The 16821-nt window shown below is 67.0% G+C and carries 13 protein-coding genes and 3 tRNA genes; 10 read left to right on the forward strand and 6 right to left on the reverse strand.

Features of this window, described 5'->3' with window-relative positions:
• Position 1: 1 nt before the first annotated feature.
• From ASC37_RS06335 to mnmC, 9 genes are all read left to right on the forward strand, one after another.
• Positions 2–78: transfer RNA gene (locus ASC37_RS06335), tRNA-Pro, on the forward strand.
• A 31-nt stretch (positions 79–109) separates the two neighbouring features.
• Positions 110–186: transfer RNA gene (locus ASC37_RS06340), tRNA-Arg, on the forward strand.
• Positions 187–202: 16 nt separating this feature from the next.
• A tRNA-His gene (locus ASC37_RS06345) sits at positions 203–278 on the forward strand.
• A gap of 54 nt (positions 279–332) precedes the next feature.
• Entirely contained in the window at positions 333–1190 is an 858-nt protein-coding gene (folD, locus tag ASC37_RS06350; RefSeq protein WP_055423571.1) for a bifunctional methylenetetrahydrofolate dehydrogenase/methenyltetrahydrofolate cyclohydrolase FolD, read from the forward strand.
• Positions 1191–1240: 50 nt separating this feature from the next.
• Positions 1241–1708 (forward strand): 5-(carboxyamino)imidazole ribonucleotide mutase, encoded by a 468-nt coding sequence (gene purE, locus ASC37_RS06355; protein WP_055423646.1) that lies wholly within the window; start codon positions 1241–1243, stop codon positions 1706–1708.
• Positions 1705–2871: a 5-(carboxyamino)imidazole ribonucleotide synthase gene (locus tag ASC37_RS06360; RefSeq protein ID WP_055423572.1), complete on the forward strand. Its 1167-nt coding sequence runs from the start codon at positions 1705–1707 to the stop codon at positions 2869–2871. The genes purE and ASC37_RS06360 overlap by 4 nt, the downstream gene beginning before the upstream one ends.
• Entirely contained in the window at positions 2868–3863 is a 996-nt protein-coding gene (locus ASC37_RS06365) for an L-threonylcarbamoyladenylate synthase (RefSeq protein ID WP_055423573.1), read from the forward strand. Before ASC37_RS06360 ends, ASC37_RS06365 begins: the two co-directional genes overlap by 4 nt.
• Positions 3864–3893: 30 nt before the next feature.
• Entirely contained in the window at positions 3894–5297 is a 1404-nt protein-coding gene (gene gltX / locus ASC37_RS06370) for a glutamate--tRNA ligase (protein ID WP_055423574.1), read from the forward strand.
• 10 nt (positions 5298–5307) lie between these two features.
• Positions 5308–7146: an FAD-dependent 5-carboxymethylaminomethyl-2-thiouridine(34) oxidoreductase MnmC gene (gene mnmC, locus ASC37_RS06375; RefSeq protein ID WP_055423575.1), complete on the forward strand. Its 1839-nt coding sequence runs from the start codon at positions 5308–5310 to the stop codon at positions 7144–7146.
• 6 nt (positions 7147–7152) lie between these two features.
• On the opposite strand, the gene lysS is transcribed toward mnmC, so the two are convergent.
• Positions 7153–8655 carry a lysine--tRNA ligase gene (gene lysS / locus ASC37_RS06380; RefSeq protein WP_206202194.1) on the reverse strand — a complete coding sequence of 501 codons (1503 nt, stop codon included), beginning with the start codon at positions 8653–8655 and terminating at the stop codon, positions 7153–7155.
• A 187-nt stretch (positions 8656–8842) separates the two neighbouring features.
• Here lysS and ASC37_RS06385 point away from each other — a divergent pair, with 187 nt between their 5' ends.
• Positions 8843–10642 carry a methyl-accepting chemotaxis protein gene (locus ASC37_RS06385; protein WP_055423577.1) on the forward strand — a complete coding sequence of 600 codons (1800 nt, stop codon included), beginning with the start codon at positions 8843–8845 and terminating at the stop codon, positions 10640–10642.
• A 7-nt stretch (positions 10643–10649) separates the two neighbouring features.
• On the opposite strand, the gene ASC37_RS06390 is transcribed toward ASC37_RS06385, so the two are convergent.
• The 5 genes from ASC37_RS06390 to lpdA form a co-directional block, all read right to left on the reverse strand.
• The gene (locus tag ASC37_RS06390; RefSeq protein ID WP_055423647.1) at positions 10650–11378 is read right to left on the reverse strand and encodes an amino acid ABC transporter ATP-binding protein; all 729 of its coding nucleotides are present in this window, start codon (positions 11376–11378) and stop codon (positions 10650–10652) included.
• Between the two features lie 87 nt (positions 11379–11465).
• Positions 11466–12557: an amino acid ABC transporter permease gene (locus tag ASC37_RS06395; protein WP_055423578.1), complete on the reverse strand. Its 1092-nt coding sequence runs from the start codon at positions 12555–12557 to the stop codon at positions 11466–11468.
• 9 nt (positions 12558–12566) lie between these two features.
• The gene (locus ASC37_RS06400; protein WP_055423579.1) at positions 12567–13754 is read right to left on the reverse strand and encodes an amino acid ABC transporter permease; all 1188 of its coding nucleotides are present in this window, start codon (positions 13752–13754) and stop codon (positions 12567–12569) included.
• A gap of 62 nt (positions 13755–13816) precedes the next feature.
• Complete coding sequence (locus ASC37_RS06405) at positions 13817–14836, reverse strand: amino acid ABC transporter substrate-binding protein (RefSeq protein WP_055423580.1); 1020 nt, start codon at positions 14834–14836, stop codon at positions 13817–13819.
• A 141-nt stretch (positions 14837–14977) separates the two neighbouring features.
• On the reverse strand, positions 14978–16816 hold the full coding sequence (gene lpdA / locus ASC37_RS06410) for a dihydrolipoyl dehydrogenase (RefSeq protein ID WP_055423581.1): 1839 nt from the start codon (positions 16814–16816) through the stop codon (positions 14978–14980).
• Positions 16817–16821: the final 5 nt, after the last annotated feature.

Below are 16821 nucleotides of genomic sequence, written 5' to 3' on the forward strand. Positions count from 1 at the left end.
CCGGGGTGTAGCGCAGTCCGGTAGCGCGCTTGCTTTGGGAGCAAGATGTCGGGGGTTCGAATCCCTCCACCCCGACCACGCTACACCGGAATACTGCCTGGAACGGAATCTGCCCGTAGCTCAACCGGATAGAGCACCGGCCTTCTAAGCCGGGGGTTACAGGTTCGATTCCTGTCGGGCAGGCCACGCAAGGTTTTCGGCGGCGGCATTAGCTCAGTTGGTAGAGCACTGGATTGTGGCTCCAGGTGTCACCGGTTCGAATCCGGTATGTCGCCCCAGTTTTCATGAATAGGCCGGCCCTGCGTCGGCCTATTTTTCTTGACGGGTGCCCGATGACCGCTGAACTCATCGACGGAAAAGCCATTGCCCAGGCTCTGCGCCGCCGCATCGCCGAGCGCGTGCACGCCTTGCAGGAGCGCGGGGTCGTTCCCACGCTCGCCGTAGTTTTGGTGGGCGAGGATCCTGCCTCCCAGGTTTATGTGCGCAACAAGGTAGCTGCTTGCGCCGAGGTCGGAATCCGCTCGCGCAAGTATGAATTTCCAGCCGACGTCACCGTCGAACGGCTCTTGGCCTGCATCGACGCCTTGAACGGCGATGCCGAGGTCGATGGCATCCTCGTGCAGCTGCCACTGCCACCGCACATCGACGAGACTCTGGTGCTCGAGCGCATTGCCGTAGCCAAGGACGTCGACGGTTTTCACGCCGAGAACGTGGGGCGGCTGGTGCAGGGCCGGGAGTGCTTCTGGCCCTGCACGCCGCACGGCGTGATGCAGCTGCTTGCCTGGGAAGGCATCGAGCCGCAGGGGATGGACGCGGTGGTGGTGGGGCGTTCCAACATCGTCGGCAAGCCCATGGCGCTCATGCTGCTCAACGCGGGGGCGACGGTGACGGTGGCGCATTCGCGCACGCGAGAGCTCGCCGCGCACACCCGCCGCGCCGATCTGCTGGTAGTGGCGGTGGGTAAGCCCGAATTCATCACGGCCGAGATGGTCAAGCCCGGGGCGGTGGTGATCGACGTGGGCATCAACCGCCTGCCCGACGGTCGACTGGTGGGGGACGTGGCCGCCGAAGTGCGTGAGGTCGCCAGCCGGATCACACCCGTGCCCGGCGGCGTGGGGCCGATGACGATCGCCATGCTGCTGGAGAACACCTTGCTCGCAGCCCAGCGCCGCCGGGGGACCGCACCGTGAATGGAGAAGTCCTGCGCTACGGCGCCGGAGCGCCGCTCATCGGCGTGGTGATGGGATCTTCTTCCGACTGGCCGACGATGCGCGCCGCGGCCGAGGTGCTGCGCGAGTTCGAGGTGCCTTTCGAGGCGCGGGTGGTGTCGGCGCACCGCACGCCGGATCTGATGTTCGCCTACGCCGAGACGGCGCTCGAGCGGGGCTTGCGCGCGATCATCGCTGGCGCCGGCGGGGCGGCGCACTTGCCGGGGATGCTGGCGGCGAAGACGCCGGTGCCGGTGCTGGGCGTGCCGGTGGAGTCGCGCGCGCTGCACGGGCAGGATTCGCTGCTCTCCATCGTACAGATGCCCAAGGGCGTGCCCGTGGCCACCTTCGCCATCGGCGCGGCGGGAGCGGCGAACGCGGCGCTCTTCGCCGTGGCGATGCTCGCCGCCACGGACGAAGTGCTCGGGCAGCGGCTTGCCGATTTCCGCCGCTGCCAGAGCGAGGCGGTGCTCGCCATGCGCCTGGAGCCGCTGGAATGACGGTCGGGCGGATCGATGCGCCGGCAAGGCTGGCGATCCTGGGCGGCGGGCAGTTGGGGCGTTTCTTCGTGCGGGCGGCGCAGGAGCTGGGCTACGCGGTCTGGGTGCTCGATCCCGATCCCGAGGCGCCGGCCGGGCGCATCGCCGAGCGCCATCTGTGCGGGGCCTACGACGACGAGGCGCTGCTCGCCGAGCTCGCCGCGCATTGTGCCGCGGCAACCACTGAATTCGAGAACGTGCCCGCTACGAGCCTCGCCCGCCTCGCCCAGTCCATGCCCGTGCGTCCCGGCGCGACGGCGCTCGCCGTCTGCCAGGATCGCATCGAAGAGAAGTCCTTTCTCGCGCGCCACAGCCTGCCTCATGCCCCTTTCTTCGCCGTGCGTACGGCAGAAGACCTCGAGCGCGCACCCGAGTCGCTTTTTCCCGGGATTCTCAAGACGGCGCGCTTCGGCTATGACGGCAAGGGACAGGCGGCGGTCGCTGATCGGCAAGAGGCGCAGGCAGCCTTTGCCCGCTTCGGGCGCGACTGCGTGCTGGAAGCGCGGCTCGCCCTGGAGGCGGAGCTCTCGGTGGTGCTTGCCCGCGGCGCCGACGGGCGCATCGCCGCTTTCGCGCCCGGGCTCAACGTACATCGCAATGGCATTCTGGATACCACCTTCGCCCCGGCCCCCTTGCCGGCGACCGTGCTGCGCGAGGCCGGCGAGATCGCCGCGGCGCTCGCCGAGGCGCTCGAGTACGTCGGCACGCTGGGAGTGGAATTCTTCTACGCCGACGGCAGGCTCTACGTCAATGAGATGGCCCCGCGGCCGCACAACAGCGGGCACCATACGCTGGATGCGCACCGCGTCTGCCAGTTCGAGCAGCAGGTGCGCGCACTGTGCGGTTTGCCGCTCGCCGTGCCCGAGGCGCATTCGCCGGCGGTGATGGTCAACCTCTTGGGCGAAGCATGGTTCGTGGGCGAGACGCTGCGCGAGCCGCCCTGGCACGAGATCCTCTCCCTGCCGGGCTTGCGGCTGCACCTCTACGGCAAGCGTGAGGCGCGGCGAGGACGCAAGATGGGTCATTTCACCGTCACGGCGGCAACGCTTACCGAGGCGCTTGCCGTAGCGAGCGAAGCGCGGCAACGTCTGGGGCTGCCGCCGCTGCCGCCCTTGCCCCGATGAGCGCGCGCATCCTATCCCCCAGCGAAGAGGCTCTGGCCGAGGCGGCAGCAAGGCTTCGCGCCGGCGAACTGGTGGGGCTGCCGACCGAGACGGTCTATGGCCTTGCCGCCGACGCGCGCAATCCCGCGGCGGTACGGCGCATCTTCGCTGCCAAGGGACGGCCCAGCGATCATCCCCTCATCGTGCATCTGCCTTCGGCCGAACACCTGCCGCAGTGGGCGCGCGACATCCCTGAAGAGGCCTGGACGCTCGCGCACCGTTTCTGGCCCGGTCCTTTGACCCTGGTGCTTCGGCGCAGCGATGGGGTGCCGCTGGAGGTGACGGGGGGGCAGGAGACGGTGGCGCTGCGCGTACCGGCGCATCCCGTGGCCTTGGCGCTGCTGCGCGCCTTCGGCTCGGGGCTCGCGGCACCCAGCGCCAACCGCTTCGGCCGGGTGAGCCCGACCACCGCCGCCGACGTGCTCGAGGAATTGGGCGAGGCGGTGGCGCTCGTGCTCGACGGCGGCCCCTGTCCGGTGGGGGTGGAATCGACCATCCTCGATCTCTCCCGCCTCGACACCGTGGGTCCCGTCATCCTGCGTCCTGGCGCGATCGGCGCCGAGGAACTGACCGAGGCGCTGGGGCGTCCCGTGGCGATGGCCGATGGCGGCGCGCCGCGCGTCTCGGGCTCGCTTCCCGGCCATTATGCGCCGGCAACGCCGGTGCGCCTCGTCGCAGCCGGGGAGATCGAACCCGTCGTGACCCAGCAGCTCGCCCAGGGAAAACGCATCGCCCTGTGGAGCAGGCATCCCGTTGCCGCCTCGCAGGTGGTGTGGCAGGAACTGCCCGCCGCGCCCGAAGATCTCGCCCGCCGCCTCTACGCGCAGCTGCGCGCCTTCGATCGGCTCGGGGTCGACGAAATCGTCATCGAACGTCCGCAGGGGAAAGAGCCCCTGGTGCGGGCGCTCGCCGACCGTCTGGAGCGCGCCGCGCGCGGCTCCGGCGGGCGCTGAACCTTTGCTCATCGAGGAGCCGTTTCGATCATGACCGTCCGCACGCGTTTCGCTCCCAGCCCCACCGGTTATCTGCACATCGGCGGTGCGCGCACCGCGCTCTTTTCCTGGGCCTATGCCCGCCACCACGGCGGTGCGTTCATCCTGCGCATCGAGGATACCGACCGCGAGCGCTCGACGCCCGAAGCGGTCCAGGCCATCCTCGACGGCATGCACTGGTTGCAGCTCGACTACGACGAAGGGCCCTATTACCAGACGCAGCGCATGGAGCGCTATCGCGAGGTGATCGCGCAGATGCTCGCGGCCGGCACCGCCTACTACTGCTACATGAGCCCGGAGGAGCTGGAAGCGCTGCGCGAGGCGCAGCGGGCCCGCGGGGAGAAGCCGCGCTACGACCGGCGCTGGCGTCCCGAGCCCGGCAAGACCCTGCCGCCTCCGCCGCCGGGGGTGCGGCCGGTGGTGCGCTTCAAGAATCCACTCACCGGTACCGTCGCCTGGGACGATCTCGTCAAGGGGCGCATCGAATTCGCCAACGAGGAACTCGACGACTTCATCATCGCCCGCGCCGACGGCACGCCCACCTACAATTTCTGTGTGGTGGTCGATGACTGGGACATGCGCATCACCCACGTCATCCGTGGCGACGATCACGTTAATAATACGCCGCGCCAGATCAATCTCTACCTTGCGCTCGGCGTGCCCCTGCCGCAGTTCGCCCACCTGCCGATGATCCTGGGGCCGGACGGGCAGAAACTGTCGAAGCGCCACGGGGCGGTGTCGGTGATGCAGTACCACGAAGACGGCTATCTGCCGGAAGCGGTGATCAACTATCTCGCCCGCCTGGGCTGGAGCCATGGCGACGACGAGATCTTCACCCGCGAGCAGTTCGTCGCCTGGTTCGACCTCAAGGACGTCAATCCGTCGCCCGCGCGCTTCGACTTCGACAAGTTGCGCTGGCTGAATGCCCACTACATCAAGCAGGCCGAGGTGCGCCGGCTCGCAGCCGATTGCGCCGAGCGGCTCGCACGGCGCGGCGTCGCGGTTACTGACACGGCGGTGCTCGAACCCGTGGTGGCGCTCTACCAGGATCGGGTGCAGACTCTGGAGGAACTGGCCGACTGCGCCGAGCCGTTCGTGATCGAGGTGCACCCCTCGCCCGAGCTGCGGGAAAAGCACCTCGACGAGGAAGCGCGCCGGGCGCTCGCCGAGCTCCGTCGCCGGCTCGAATCGATTCCGGAAGAGGAATGGCGGCGCGAGCGGCTCGCCGCAGCGATCAAGGAAACGCTCGCCGCGGCCGGCGTGAAGATGCCCAAGCTCGGCATTCCGCTGCGGGTGGTTCTGCTGGGCGTGCCGCAATCGCCGGCGCTGGAGGCGGTGCTCGAAGTGCTGGGGCGGGAACGCACGCTCGCGCGGCTTGCTGCGCACGCACTCTGAGCGCGCGACCATGGCGGGGCTCCTCGAACTCACGCCGGCGCGCCTGCAGTGGCGCGAGGGCGTGCCGGCGCATGGCGACTACGACGACGTCTATCACTCGGCGCATGGAGCGCTCGCCCAGAGTCGGCACGTCTTTCTCGGCGGCACGGGTCTGCCCCAAGCCTGGGCGGGGCGGGCGCACTTCGCCATCCTGGAGACCGGCTTCGGTCTCGGCGGAAATTTCCTCGCCACCTGGTCCGCCTGGCGCTCCGATGCGCGCCGGGCGCAGCGGCTCGATTTCGTCTCACTGGAGAAACACCCGCTCAGGCCCGAGGATTGGCTCCGGGTATGGGCGGAGGGCGAAGCCGAGCTGCGCCCGCTCGCGCTCGCCCTGGGCCGGAGTCTGCCGCCGCTCGTGCCGGGCATCCACACCCTCGAGCTCGACGAAGGGCGGGTACGGCTCTTCCTCGTCTATCACGACGCCGAATCAATCGAGGAACTCGAGGGACGGTTCGACGCCGTCTATCTCGATGGCTTCGCTCCGGCGAAAAATCCCGCCATGTGGTCGGAGGCGCTGCTCGCTGCGGTCGCACGGCGCATGAAACCGGGGGCGCGGCTCGCCACCTGGTGCGCGGCCGGTGAGGTACGCCGGCGGCTCGCCGCCGCCGGCTTGAGCGTGCGTCCGGCACCGGGGTTCGCCGGAAAACGCGAAATGACCGTCGCGTGGCGTGAGGGGGCGCTCGCCGAGGAGCAACGTCCCGCTCGGGTCGTGGTGATCGGCTCGGGCATGGCGGGGGCGAATGCCGCCCATGCGCTCGCACGTCGCGGCGTACCGGTCACGCTCTTCGAACGCGAGGCTTCTCCGGGACAGGGCGCTTCGGGCAACCTCGCCGGGGTGCTGCGCTGGCTGCCGAGCGCCGATGACAATCGCCTCTCGCGCTGGACGCGCGCTGGCACGCTCGCCGCCCACGCCATGCTGCGCGAATGGGAAGCGCAGGGGATCGACGCCCCTTGGGGACCGAGCGGGGTGGCGCACCTGGCACGCGACGAAGCGCAGGCGCGCAAGCAGCGGATAGCGCTCGAGCGCCTCGTCCCGCCGCCCGAGGTCTTGAGCTGGCTTGATGCGGCCACCCTCTCGGAGCGCATCGGCTGGCCGGTGGATCAAGGCGGATGGTGGTTCGGCATCGGCGGCTGGATCGGCCCGCAGCGCTGGTGCCGGCGCCTGCTCGAACTCGCCGGCTCCTGTCTTACCTTGCGCTGCGCCACGGCGGTGGGCTCGCTCGAGCCGTGCGCGCCGGGTTGGCGCGTGCGCGACGCCGAGGGGAGCGTCCTGGAAGAAGTCGATGCGGTGGTGCTCGCTGCTGGCGCGGAAGTCCCTTCGTTCGCCCAGGCGGCCAGCCTGCCGATCCGGCCCGCGCGCGGCCAGGTGTCGCTCGCACCGGCCGAGGCAGGTTCGCCGCCCCGGGTGACGGTATGCCGCAACGGCTACGTGACACCGGAAGTCTCGGGGCAGCGCGCCTTCGGCGCCACGTTCGCCGTGGGCGACACGGACCCCGCCGTGCGCCCTGCCGATCACCGGGAAAACCTCGTCAAGCTCGAGGCGATCCTGCCCGGCTATACGGCGGGGCTCGATCCCGCTTCGCTCGAAGGGCGGGTCGGGTTTCGGCCGGCGGTGCCCGATCGCCTACCGGTGGTCGGGCCCGTGGGCGATGCACCGGGGCTCCTCGTGCTCTCGGGGTTTGGTGCGAGGGGGCTTGCCTTCGCGGTGCCGGCCGCGCGGCTTGCCGCGGCCCTGCTCTGCGGCGAACCCTGGCCGCTCGAGCGCACTACGGCGCTCGCAGCCGATCCGGCACGCTTCGCCCGCCGCTGAATCGCTTTACTCCTCCGGCCGCATGGCGGGGAAGAGGATGACGTCGCGGATGTTGGGACTGTCGGTGAGCAGCATCACCAGCCGGTCGATGCCGATGCCGCAGCCGCCGGTGGGCGGCATGCCGTATTCGAGTGCCCGGATGTAATCGGCGTCGAAGTACATTGCTTCCTCGTCGCCGGCCTCTTTTGCCCGCACTTGCGCGAGAAAGCGTTCGGCCTGGTCTTCCGGATCGTTCAATTCGGAAAAACCATTGGCGATCTCGCGCCCGACGATGAAGAGCTCGAAGCGCTCGGTGATCTCGGGATTGGTGTCGCTGCGGCGCGCGAGCGGCGAGACTTCGGCCGGATAGTCCACGATGAAGGTCGGCGACCAGAGTTCGGCTTCCGTCGTCTCTTCGAAGAGCGCAAGCTGCAGCGCTCCCAGGCCCATGTCGGGTTTGACCTCGACGCCCAGCTCGGTGAGCTTGGCGCGTAGCCACTGGGGATCCTCGAGTTGGGCGCGGGACCAGCCAGGATGATGTTTCTGGATCGCCTCGACGATGGTGAGCCGCGCGAAAGGCTGCGACAGGTCGAGCTCGCGCCCCTGGTAGAGGAAGCGCTCCGAGCCCAGCGCCACGCGCGCCGCATGACGGATCAGCCCTTCGGTGAAATCCATCATCTTGCGGTAGTCGCTGTAGGCTTCGTAGAACTCCATCATGGTGAATTCGGGATTGTGCCGCGGCGAGATCCCTTCGTTGCGGAAGTTGCGGTTGATCTCGAAAACCTTCTCGAATCCCCCCACCACCAGGCGCTTGAGGTAGAGCTCGGGGGCGATGCGCAGGTACATCGGTATGTCGAGCGCGTTGTGGTGGGTGACGAAAGGCCGGGCGTTGGCTCCACCGGGGATGGGGTGCAGCATGGGCGTTTCGACTTCGAGAAAGCCGTATTCGAGCATGTAGTCGCGGATCGCCTGGATGAGTCGGCTACGCGCGACGAAGCGCTGGCGCGTTTCCTCGCTCATGATGAGATCGACGTAGCGCTGGCGGTATTTCAGTTCCTGGTCGGCGAGCCCATGGTACTTGTCCGGTAGCGGGCGCAGGCTCTTGGTGAGCAAGCGGATCGATTCGGCGTGGATGGTGAGCTCGCCGGTGCGCGTCTTGAAGAGATGGCCTTCCACGCCGACGATGTCACCGATGTCCCAATGCTTGAAGTCTTCATAGACTTCGGCCCCGACGGCGTCGCGCGCCACATACACCTGGATGCGGCCGGAGAGATCCTGGATCGTGATGAAGCTTGCCTTGCCCATCACGCGCTTCAACATGATGCGGCCGGCCACGACCGCGGCGGGCTTGAGTTCCTGCAGTTTTTCCGGCTCGGCTTCGCCGTAGGCTTCGTCGAGCTTGGCGGCGAGGTTGAGCCGCTCGAAATCGTTGGGAAAGGCGGGGCCGCGTACACGCAGCGCCGCGAGCTTCTTGCGCCGTTCGGCGATGATGCGGTTCTCGTCGGCAAGGGAGAGAGGCTCGGAATTCATCGGTTCCGTCATTGGAGGACTCGGGATCTGGGCGAACGAAAGGGGGAATTTTCGCATTTCCGGGACAAGGGGGCAAACATGGCGTCGACTCTGACGCCGTCAGCCTCGTGCAAGCGAAGCGTGCCAGAATCGGCTAAAGTTTTTTCGAGGGGAGCCGATAATCCCCAAAACATCGAGGAAAGAGGACATGGACTGGTTCTGGCGCGCCTACGACTGGGTGGAGCGAACGTTCTTTACCACGGTCACGAAGAAATTCTCGAGCTTTCTGCTCTTGCCGCTCATCGCTTCGGCGGGGTTCCTGCTGCTGCATTCGTTGCGGGCCAGGATCGACGAGCTGCTCTTGCGGCAGGGGAACGAGGCCTTGCGCGCCGAGGTGGCGGCGGTTTTCGCCGATGTCTTTGGCGAATTCGGGGTGCTCATGGTCGCGATGCTGCTCGTCGCCGTCGGCCTCATCCTCTACATGCGCCACCTCGTCGTGCGGCCGCTGCGGCGCATGACCGAGATTTTTCGCACCCTCAGCAACGACCGGCGCGAAGGGGATTTCTCCGTCGACCTGCCGGTGATGACGCACGACGAGCTGGGGGAACTTGCTAAAGCCTACAACGCTTTTGCCGAAAAGATGCGGGGCATCATCGCCGATCTGCGTCGCGCGAGCGTGGAAGTGGGAGGGGATGCGGTGCGCGCCGATGCCAAGGCGATCGCGGCCGAACGGCAAGCGCAGGCGCAGCTGCAGCTGGCCGAGGAGGTATTCGCCGCGAGCGAGCGCACGAGCGCCGCGATCGACGAAGTGCGGCAGCGCACCCTCGGGCTCGATGCCACGATGCGGAAAAACCTGGAGGAAGTCCTGGAATCGCTGCAGGAACTGCACTCGGTCGTCGAACGGGTGGGCGCCTCGCGCGAGCACCTGGTCGGTTTCACCGCCACCGTCGGGGAACTGGCGCAGCGCTCCGGAGAGATCCGCCAGATCGCGGGGCTCATCCGCGAGGTGGCCGATCAGACCAACCTGCTGGCGCTCAATGCGGCGATCGAGGCGGCGCGCGCCGGCGAGTACGGCCGCGGTTTCGCGGTGGTGGCCGACGAGGTGCGCAAGCTCGCGGAGCGGGTCAACCAGTCCTCGCAGGAGATCACGCGAGACATCGATGCCATGATCGGCATCGTACAGCAGACCCAGGCGCAAAACGAGGCGATCAACGCCGACATGGACGAGACGCAGCGCTCGATCGCCCTGGTGGAGGGTAGTTTCACCCGCATGGCCGAAGACTTCCGGCAAGGGCGCGAGAGCCTCGAAGAGATCGTCTCGGCCACGGATCACTTGATGCAGGCCAACGAGGTGGCCCACGGTCACGTCAAGGAAATCTCCGGGGTGAGCGCCTCGGTGCGCAACCTCATGCAGGAGACGCGCAGCGACATCGACGCTCTGACCGAACGCACCGAGACCATCCTCGAGATGCTGGCGCGCTACCGGGTCGGGCGCGGCCGCTTCGACCAGGTGGTGCGCGAGGAGCGGAGCATTCGCGACGCCATCCAGGCCCAGCTCGAAGCGATGGCGCGCGAGGGAATCGACGTGTTCGACCGCAACTACCGGCCGTATCTCAATTGCGATCCGCCGAAATTCAAGCTCGCCTGGAGCGACGAGTTCGTGCGCCGCTGCCAGCACCTGCTGGACGAGGGATTGGGGCGCATTCCCGAGGCGGTGTTCGTGGTGGCCGTCAATACCGACGGCTACCTCTCGGCGCACAACGCGAAGTTCAGCAAACCCCTCACCGGCGACCGGGAAAAAGATCTGGTGGGCAACCGCACTTACCGCAAGTTCGACAATCCCCGCGAGCTGCGCGCGGCGCAGAATACCGCTCCGGTGCTGATGCAGACCTACCGCCGCGACACGGGTGAAGTGCTGGTGGACGTCGCCATGCCGATCTACGTCGATGGCCGCCTGTGGGGGAACGTGCGCGTCGGCCTGCCGATCGAAGCCCTGAGCAAGGACTGAGCGCTGCTCAGTGGTGCAGGATCTGCCCGAGGAAGCGGCGCGTGCGCTCTTCCTTCGGGTGGAGGAAGAATTCCTCCGGCGGGGCCTGCTCCACGATCTCGCCGCGGTCCATGAAAATCACCCGGTCGGCCACGGTGCGCGCAAAGCCCATCTCGTGGGTCACGCACAGCATGGTCATCCCCTCGGCGGCGAGTTCGATCATGGTGTCGAGCACTTCCTTGACCATCTCCGGGTCGAGCGCCGAAGTGGGCTCGTCGAAGAGCATGATCTTGGGCTTCATGCACAGCGCCCGGGCGATCGCCACGCGCTGCTGCTGTCCCCCCGAGAGCTGGCCCGGATACTTGTGCGCCTGATCGGCGATGCGCACCCGCTGAAGATACTGGAGCGCCAGTGCTTCGGCCTCTTTCTTTGGCATTTTCTTCACCCAGATCGGCGCCAGCGTACAGTTTTCGAGCACCGTGAGGTGAGGGAAGAGGTTGAAGTGCTGGAAGACCATCCCTACCTCACGGCGGATGGCATCGATCGCTTTCACGTCCTCGGTGAGTTCGATGCCGTCGACGACGATGCGCCCTCGTTGATGCGCCTCCAGCCGGTTGATGCAACGGATGAGGGTCGATTTGCCCGAACCCGAAGGGCCGCAGATCACGATGCGCTCGCCGGCCATCACCGTGAGATCGATGTCCTTGAGCACGTGGAAATCCTGATACCACTTGTTGACGCGCTCCATGAGGATCATCACCTCCTGGGTCTTGTGCGATTCGAGGCGCGTGAGCGTCTCTTCCATCAGTTCCATTCGGTTCTCCCGTCGGGGAAATGAAGGGGGTCAGCGCTTTTCGCTACGCGCCAGGCGTTTTTCCAACGCGATCGAATAGCGCGACATGCCGAAGCAAAAGAGGAAATAGACGAAGGCGGCAAAGACGTAGCCTTCGGTGGAAAACCCGAGCCACTCGGGGTCGACTGTGGCCCGGTGCACCGCGGTGAAGAAGTCCGCCAGGCCGATGATGATCACCAGGCTCGTGTCCTTGAAAAGGGCGATGAAGGTGTTGACGATGCCGGGAATCACCAGACGCAGGGCCTGCGGCAGGATCACGAGCCCCATCGACTGCCAGTAGCTCAAGCCGAGGGCATGGGTGGCTTCGTATTGCCCCTTGGGGATGGCCTGCAGCCCGCCGCGCACGACTTCGGCGAGATAGGCCGCCTCGAAGAGGATGACGGCGATGAGCGCCCGCACGAGTTTGTCGATCGACATCTGCTCGGGCAGGAAGAGCGGCAGCATCACCGAGGACATGAAGAGCACCGTGATGAGCGGCACGCCGCGCCAGAATTCGATGAACGTGATGCAGACGATCCGGATCGCCGGCAGCTGCGAGCGTCGCCCCAGGGCGAGCAGGATGCCCAGCGGCAGGGCACCGGCGATCCCGACGGAGGCGATCACGAGCGTGAGCATCAGCCCGCCCCATTGGTCGGTAGGCACGGTCGCTAGCCCCAGGATGCCCGCCCCGTAGAGCAGCCACCACACCAGCAAGGGCGTGAGGAGGAAATAGCCGAGCGCCCAGCGGCGCCGCTGCGGAAAACGGGAGAAGAAGAGCGGAGCCGCCAGCACGATGATCGACAGGGCCGCCAGATCGACCCGCCAGCGTTGCTCTATGGGGTAGAAGCCGTAGAGGAATTGCCCGAAGCGCTGGCCGATGAAGATCCAGCAGGCGCCGCCGGGATGGCAGTCGGCACGGGAACTCCCTTGCCAGGTCGCGTCGAAAAAGAGCCAGTCGAGCACGGGGGGAACGAAGCGCCACAAAAGGTAGATGGCGAGCAGGGTGAGCGCCGTGTTGACCGGGCCGGAGAAAAGGTTCTCCCGTAGCCAGCGCAGAACATCGATGCGCACGACGGGAGGGCGAAGGGAAGGGGAGGAGGACATGGCGGTTCCTCAACGTTCGACCAGCGCCATGCGCCGGTTGTACCAGTTCATGACGAGCGAGATCGTCAGGCTGATGAGCAGATACACCGCCATCGTCATGGCGATGGTCTCGATCGCCTGTCCGGTCTGGTTGAGCACCGTGCCGGCGAAGAGCCCCACGAGGTCGGGATAGCCGATTGCCGCCCCCAGGGAAGAGTTCTTCGTCAGATTGAGGTACTGGCTGGTGAGCGGCGGGATGATGACGCGCATGGCCTGAGGCAGGACGATGAGGCGCAGGCGCTGGCGCGGCGTCAGACCCAGGGCGATCGCCGCCTCGATCTGCCCGCGCGGCACCGACTGGATGCCGGCGCGCACCGTCTCGGCGATGAAGGCAGCGGTGTAGAGCGACAGCGCGACCGTGAGCGCGACGAGCTCGGGCAACAAGACCCAGCCGCCGCGGAAATTGAATCCCTGCAGCTGGGGGAGTTCCCAGGTGAAGGGAGCGCCGAAGATCAGGCGGGCGGCGAGCGGCAAGCCGAAGAGCAGCAACAGGGCGACCCGTCCCGTGGGAAAAGGCTCGCCGGTGTGCTCCTGCCGGCGTCGCGCCCAGCGTCTCAGGATGATCACGGCGGCGAGCGCGATGCCAAGCGCGAGCACGATGGGGGCGAATCCCTCGGCGGGAATGGGCCGCGGCACGTAGAGTCCTCGGATATTGAGGAAGAACGCACCCAGGAACTCGTGGCTCTGGCGCGGCGAAGGCATGGCGCGCAGCACCGCGAAGTACCAGAAGAAGATCTGCAGCAGCGGAGGAACGTTGCGAAAGGTCTCGACGTAGAGGGCCGACAGGCCGCGGATGAGTGCATTCTCGGCCAGACGCCCGATGCCCACGAGAAAGCCCAGCACGGTGGCGAAGACGATGCCCAGCGCCGCTACGAGCAGCGTATTGAGCAGACCGATCACGAAGACGCGCGCGAAGCTGTCGGTTTCGCGATAATCGATGAGCGTCTGCAGGATGCCGAAGCCGGCGGGATTCTTCAGGAATCCGAAGCCGGAAGCGATGCCGCGCACCGTGAGATTGTGCACGGTGTTGTGCACGATCCAGCCGGCGAAAAGGGCGATCGCCAGCACGGTGAGGATCTGGGCCGCGAGGGCGCGGATCTTCGGGTCATAGAGCCAGCGGCGCGGTCCGCCGCCGCGAAGCGTCTCGCCAGAGGTCATGTCGGATCAGCCGGAACGGTCCGCCGTCAGGACGACGGCGGACAGGGGAGAAGGAAGAGGGATCAGCGGAAAGGTGGGGCGTACTGCAGTCCGCCCTTGTTCCATTGGGCGTTGAGGCCACGTTCGATCTTGAGGGGGCTTCCTTTGCCGACGTTGCGCTCGAACATCTCGCCGTAGTTGCCCACCTGCTTGACGATCTGGTAGGCCCAGTCTTTCTTGAGCTTCATGTCCTTGCCGAAATCGGTGTCCAGCCCCAGCAGGCGCCGTACCTCGGGGTTGGTGGAGGTCTTGGCCATCTGGTCGACGTTGGCCGAGGTGATGCCGTATTCCTCGGCGGCGACGAGGGCGAAGAGCGTCCAGCGCACCACGTTGAACCACTCGGAGTCCCCCTGCCGCACCACGGGGCCGAGCGGCTCTTTGGAGATCACTTCGGGCAGCACGACGTAGTCGTCGGGGTTGGCGAGCTTGATGCGCTGGGCGTAGAGCTGGGACTGGTCGGAGGTGAGCACGTCGCAACGGCCCGATTCGAGCGCCTTGGCCGACTCGTCGGACTTCTCGTAGGTGACAGGTGTGTATTTCATGCCGTTGGTGCGGAAGTAGTCCGAGAGGTTCATCTCGGTGGTGGTCCCCGCCTGGATGCAGACGGTGGCGCCGTCGAGCTCACGGGCGCTCTTCACGCCCAGCTTCTTGTTCACGAGAAAGCCCTGGCCGTCGTAGTAGGTGACGCCGGTGAAGGACATGCCCATGCCGACGTCGCGCGAGATGGTCCAGGTGGAGTTGCGCGACAGCACGTCGATCTCGCCCGATTGCAGCGCGGTGAAACGCTCCTTGGCGGTGAGCGGCGTGAATTTCACTTTCTTCGCATCGCCGAAGAGCGCCGCGGCCACCGCACGGCAGAAATCCGCGTCGATGCCTGCATAGTTGCCGCTCGCGTCGGTGTAGGAAAATCCCGGCAGGCCGTCGCTGACGCCGCAATGCAGCACGCCGCGTTTGAGCACGGTGTCGAGCGTCTGTCCCGCCCAGGCGGGAGTAGCGAGGGAGCACGCCGCGGCGAGCGCCGCAACGAGGGCTTTTTTCTTCATGGGGAGCTCTCCTTTAGGGTGCGGGACCGTTGGAAAGTATCGGACAGAGGCTGGCGGATCGCAAGAGGGAATGGGGAAATCAGCGACTAGGGATTTCCCTAAGGGGCGGCAAGCCAGAAAGGCTCGCCGCCCAAGGTCGAGTCAGCGTTTGCGGGCGGGAGGCAGGTCGGTGCAGCTCCCTTCGGCCACTTCCGCCGCCAGTCCCACCGTCTCGATGAGCGTCGGGTGGGGATGGATGGTTCGGGCAATGTCGCCTGCTTCCGCCCCCATTTCGATCGCCAGGCAGATCTCGCCGATCAGATCCCCCGCACCGGCACCGACGATGGCCCCGCCGACCAGACGATGCGTTTCGGCGTCGAACAGCAGTTTGGTGAATCCTTCCTCGCAGCCGTTGGCGATCGCTCGCCCCGAGGCAGCCCAGGGAAAGACGGCTTTCTCCACTTTGAGTCCGCGGGCCTTGGCTTCGGTTTCGGTGAGCCCGGCCCAGGCGATCTCGGGGTCGGTGTAGGCCACCGAGGGGATCTGCAGCGCATCGAACGCCGCTTTCCGGCCGGCGGCCGCTTCCGCCGCCACGTGTCCTTCGTGCACGGCCTTGTGCGCGAGCATCGGATTGCCGGTGAGGTCCCCGATCGCAAAAACGTGCGACACATTGGTGCGCCGTTGCGGATCGACCGGGATGAATCCTCGCTCGTCGAGATGCACGCCCGCCGCCTCGAGCCCGAGCAGGGGGCCGTTGGAGCGACGCCCCACGGCCACCAGCACGAGGTCGTAGCGTTGCGCTTCCTTGGGCGCCGCTTCACCCTCGAACCTCGCCCAGATGCCGTCGTCGCGCGCCTCGAGCGCCGTGGTGCGCGTGTTGCGGTAGAGCGCGCCGAAACGGCCGGCATTCTTCTTCTCCCACACACGCACGAGGTCGCGGTCGGCACCGGGAAAGAGATCCGCCGTCGCCTCGACCACGTCGACCGTGGCGCCGAAGGCGGCATAGACCGTACCCATTTCCAGGCCGATGATGCCGCCGCCCACCACCAGCATGCGCCGTGGCAGCAAGGGCAGCGCCAGCGCACCGGTGGAATCGACCACGCGGGGGTCGTCCGGCTGGAATGGCAGGCGCACTGGCCGCGAACCGGCGGCGAGGATCGCCTGTTCGAATTCGACGATCTCCACGGTGCCGCTCGGGCGCGCCGGATCGCCCTCCATGCGCCGCACTTCGAGGTGATGGGGCCCGACGAGCCGGCCTTCTGCCTGCAGCACCCGCACGCCGCGCGCCTTGGCCATGCCCGCGAGGCCCTTGGTTAGCCGTCCGACGACCTCGTCGCGGTGCGCGCGTACCCGCTCGAGCTCGATTTTTGGCGCCTCGAAGACGATCCCGGCCTGGGCGAGATGCGTGCGCGCCTCGATCCCTGCGGCCAGATGCAGCAGGGCCTTGGAGGGGATGCAGCCCACGTTGAGGCACACCCCCCCAAGCACCGCCTCGCGTTCGACCAACAGCACGTCGAGCCCGAGATCGGCCGCGCGAAACGCCGCGGAATAGCCCCCGGGGCCGCCGCCGAGTACGAGCAGCTGGCAGCGGTGGTGGACTTCTCCGGCGAAGGCGGGCGCGGCCGACACTGCCGCTGCCGCTGCGTCGGATCGAGGAGCGGAATGCGTCGCCGCCGGCATGGGAGCCGATCCGGTCTGCGCCGGAGCGGACGCAGCGACGGCTCCGGCTGGGGCAGAGGACGCCTCGGCCTGCTTGCCCGCCTCGGCGGCTTCGAGGCGAATGACAGGAGTGCCTTCGGAGACCTTGTCGCCGACCTTGACGAGCACCTCGCGCACGATGCCGGCCACGGGGCAGGGCACGTCCATGGTGGCCTTGTCCGATTCGAGGGTGCAGATCGGATCTTCGGGCGCGAGCACGTCGCCGGGCTTGACCAATACCTCGATCACCGGCACGTCGTGATAGTCGCCAATGTCCGGTACCTTTACTTCGATGAGGGACATGGAAT

Source organism: Tepidiphilus thermophilus, from assembly GCF_001418245.1.
In the GTDB taxonomy this organism is placed as follows: Bacteria; Pseudomonadota; Gammaproteobacteria; order Burkholderiales; family Rhodocyclaceae; genus Tepidiphilus; species Tepidiphilus succinatimandens.

What these genes read in the sequence shown, in the direction of transcription:
- ASC37_RS06360 (WP_055423572.1), top strand. Translation starts at nt 1,705, where the DNA reads ATGACGGTCGGGCGGATCGATGCGCCGGCAAGGCTGGCGATCCTGGGC.
- ASC37_RS06390 (WP_055423647.1), bottom strand. Translation starts at nt 11,378, where the DNA reads ATGATCCTCATGGAGCGCGTCAACAAGTGGTATCAGGATTTCCACGTG.
- ASC37_RS06405 (WP_055423580.1), bottom strand. Translation starts at nt 14,836, where the DNA reads ATGAAGAAAAAAGCCCTCGTTGCGGCGCTCGCCGCGGCGTGCTCCCTC.
- purE (WP_055423646.1), top strand. Translation starts at nt 1,241, where the DNA reads ATGGGATCTTCTTCCGACTGGCCGACGATGCGCGCCGCGGCCGAGGTG.
- gltX (WP_055423574.1), top strand. Translation starts at nt 3,894, where the DNA reads ATGACCGTCCGCACGCGTTTCGCTCCCAGCCCCACCGGTTATCTGCAC.
- lysS (WP_206202194.1), bottom strand. Translation starts at nt 8,655, where the DNA reads ATGAATTCCGAGCCTCTCTCCCTTGCCGACGAGAACCGCATCATCGCC.
- ASC37_RS06395 (WP_055423578.1), bottom strand. Translation starts at nt 12,557, where the DNA reads ATGTCCTCCTCCCCTTCCCTTCGCCCTCCCGTCGTGCGCATCGATGTT.
- lpdA (WP_055423581.1), bottom strand. Translation starts at nt 16,816, where the DNA reads ATGTCCCTCATCGAAGTAAAGGTACCGGACATTGGCGACTATCACGAC.
- folD (WP_055423571.1), top strand. Translation starts at nt 333, where the DNA reads ATGACCGCTGAACTCATCGACGGAAAAGCCATTGCCCAGGCTCTGCGC.
- mnmC (WP_055423575.1), top strand. Translation starts at nt 5,308, where the DNA reads ATGGCGGGGCTCCTCGAACTCACGCCGGCGCGCCTGCAGTGGCGCGAG.
- ASC37_RS06385 (WP_055423577.1), top strand. Translation starts at nt 8,843, where the DNA reads ATGGACTGGTTCTGGCGCGCCTACGACTGGGTGGAGCGAACGTTCTTT.
- ASC37_RS06365 (WP_055423573.1), top strand. Translation starts at nt 2,868, where the DNA reads ATGAGCGCGCGCATCCTATCCCCCAGCGAAGAGGCTCTGGCCGAGGCG.
- ASC37_RS06400 (WP_055423579.1), bottom strand. Translation starts at nt 13,754, where the DNA reads ATGACCTCTGGCGAGACGCTTCGCGGCGGCGGACCGCGCCGCTGGCTC.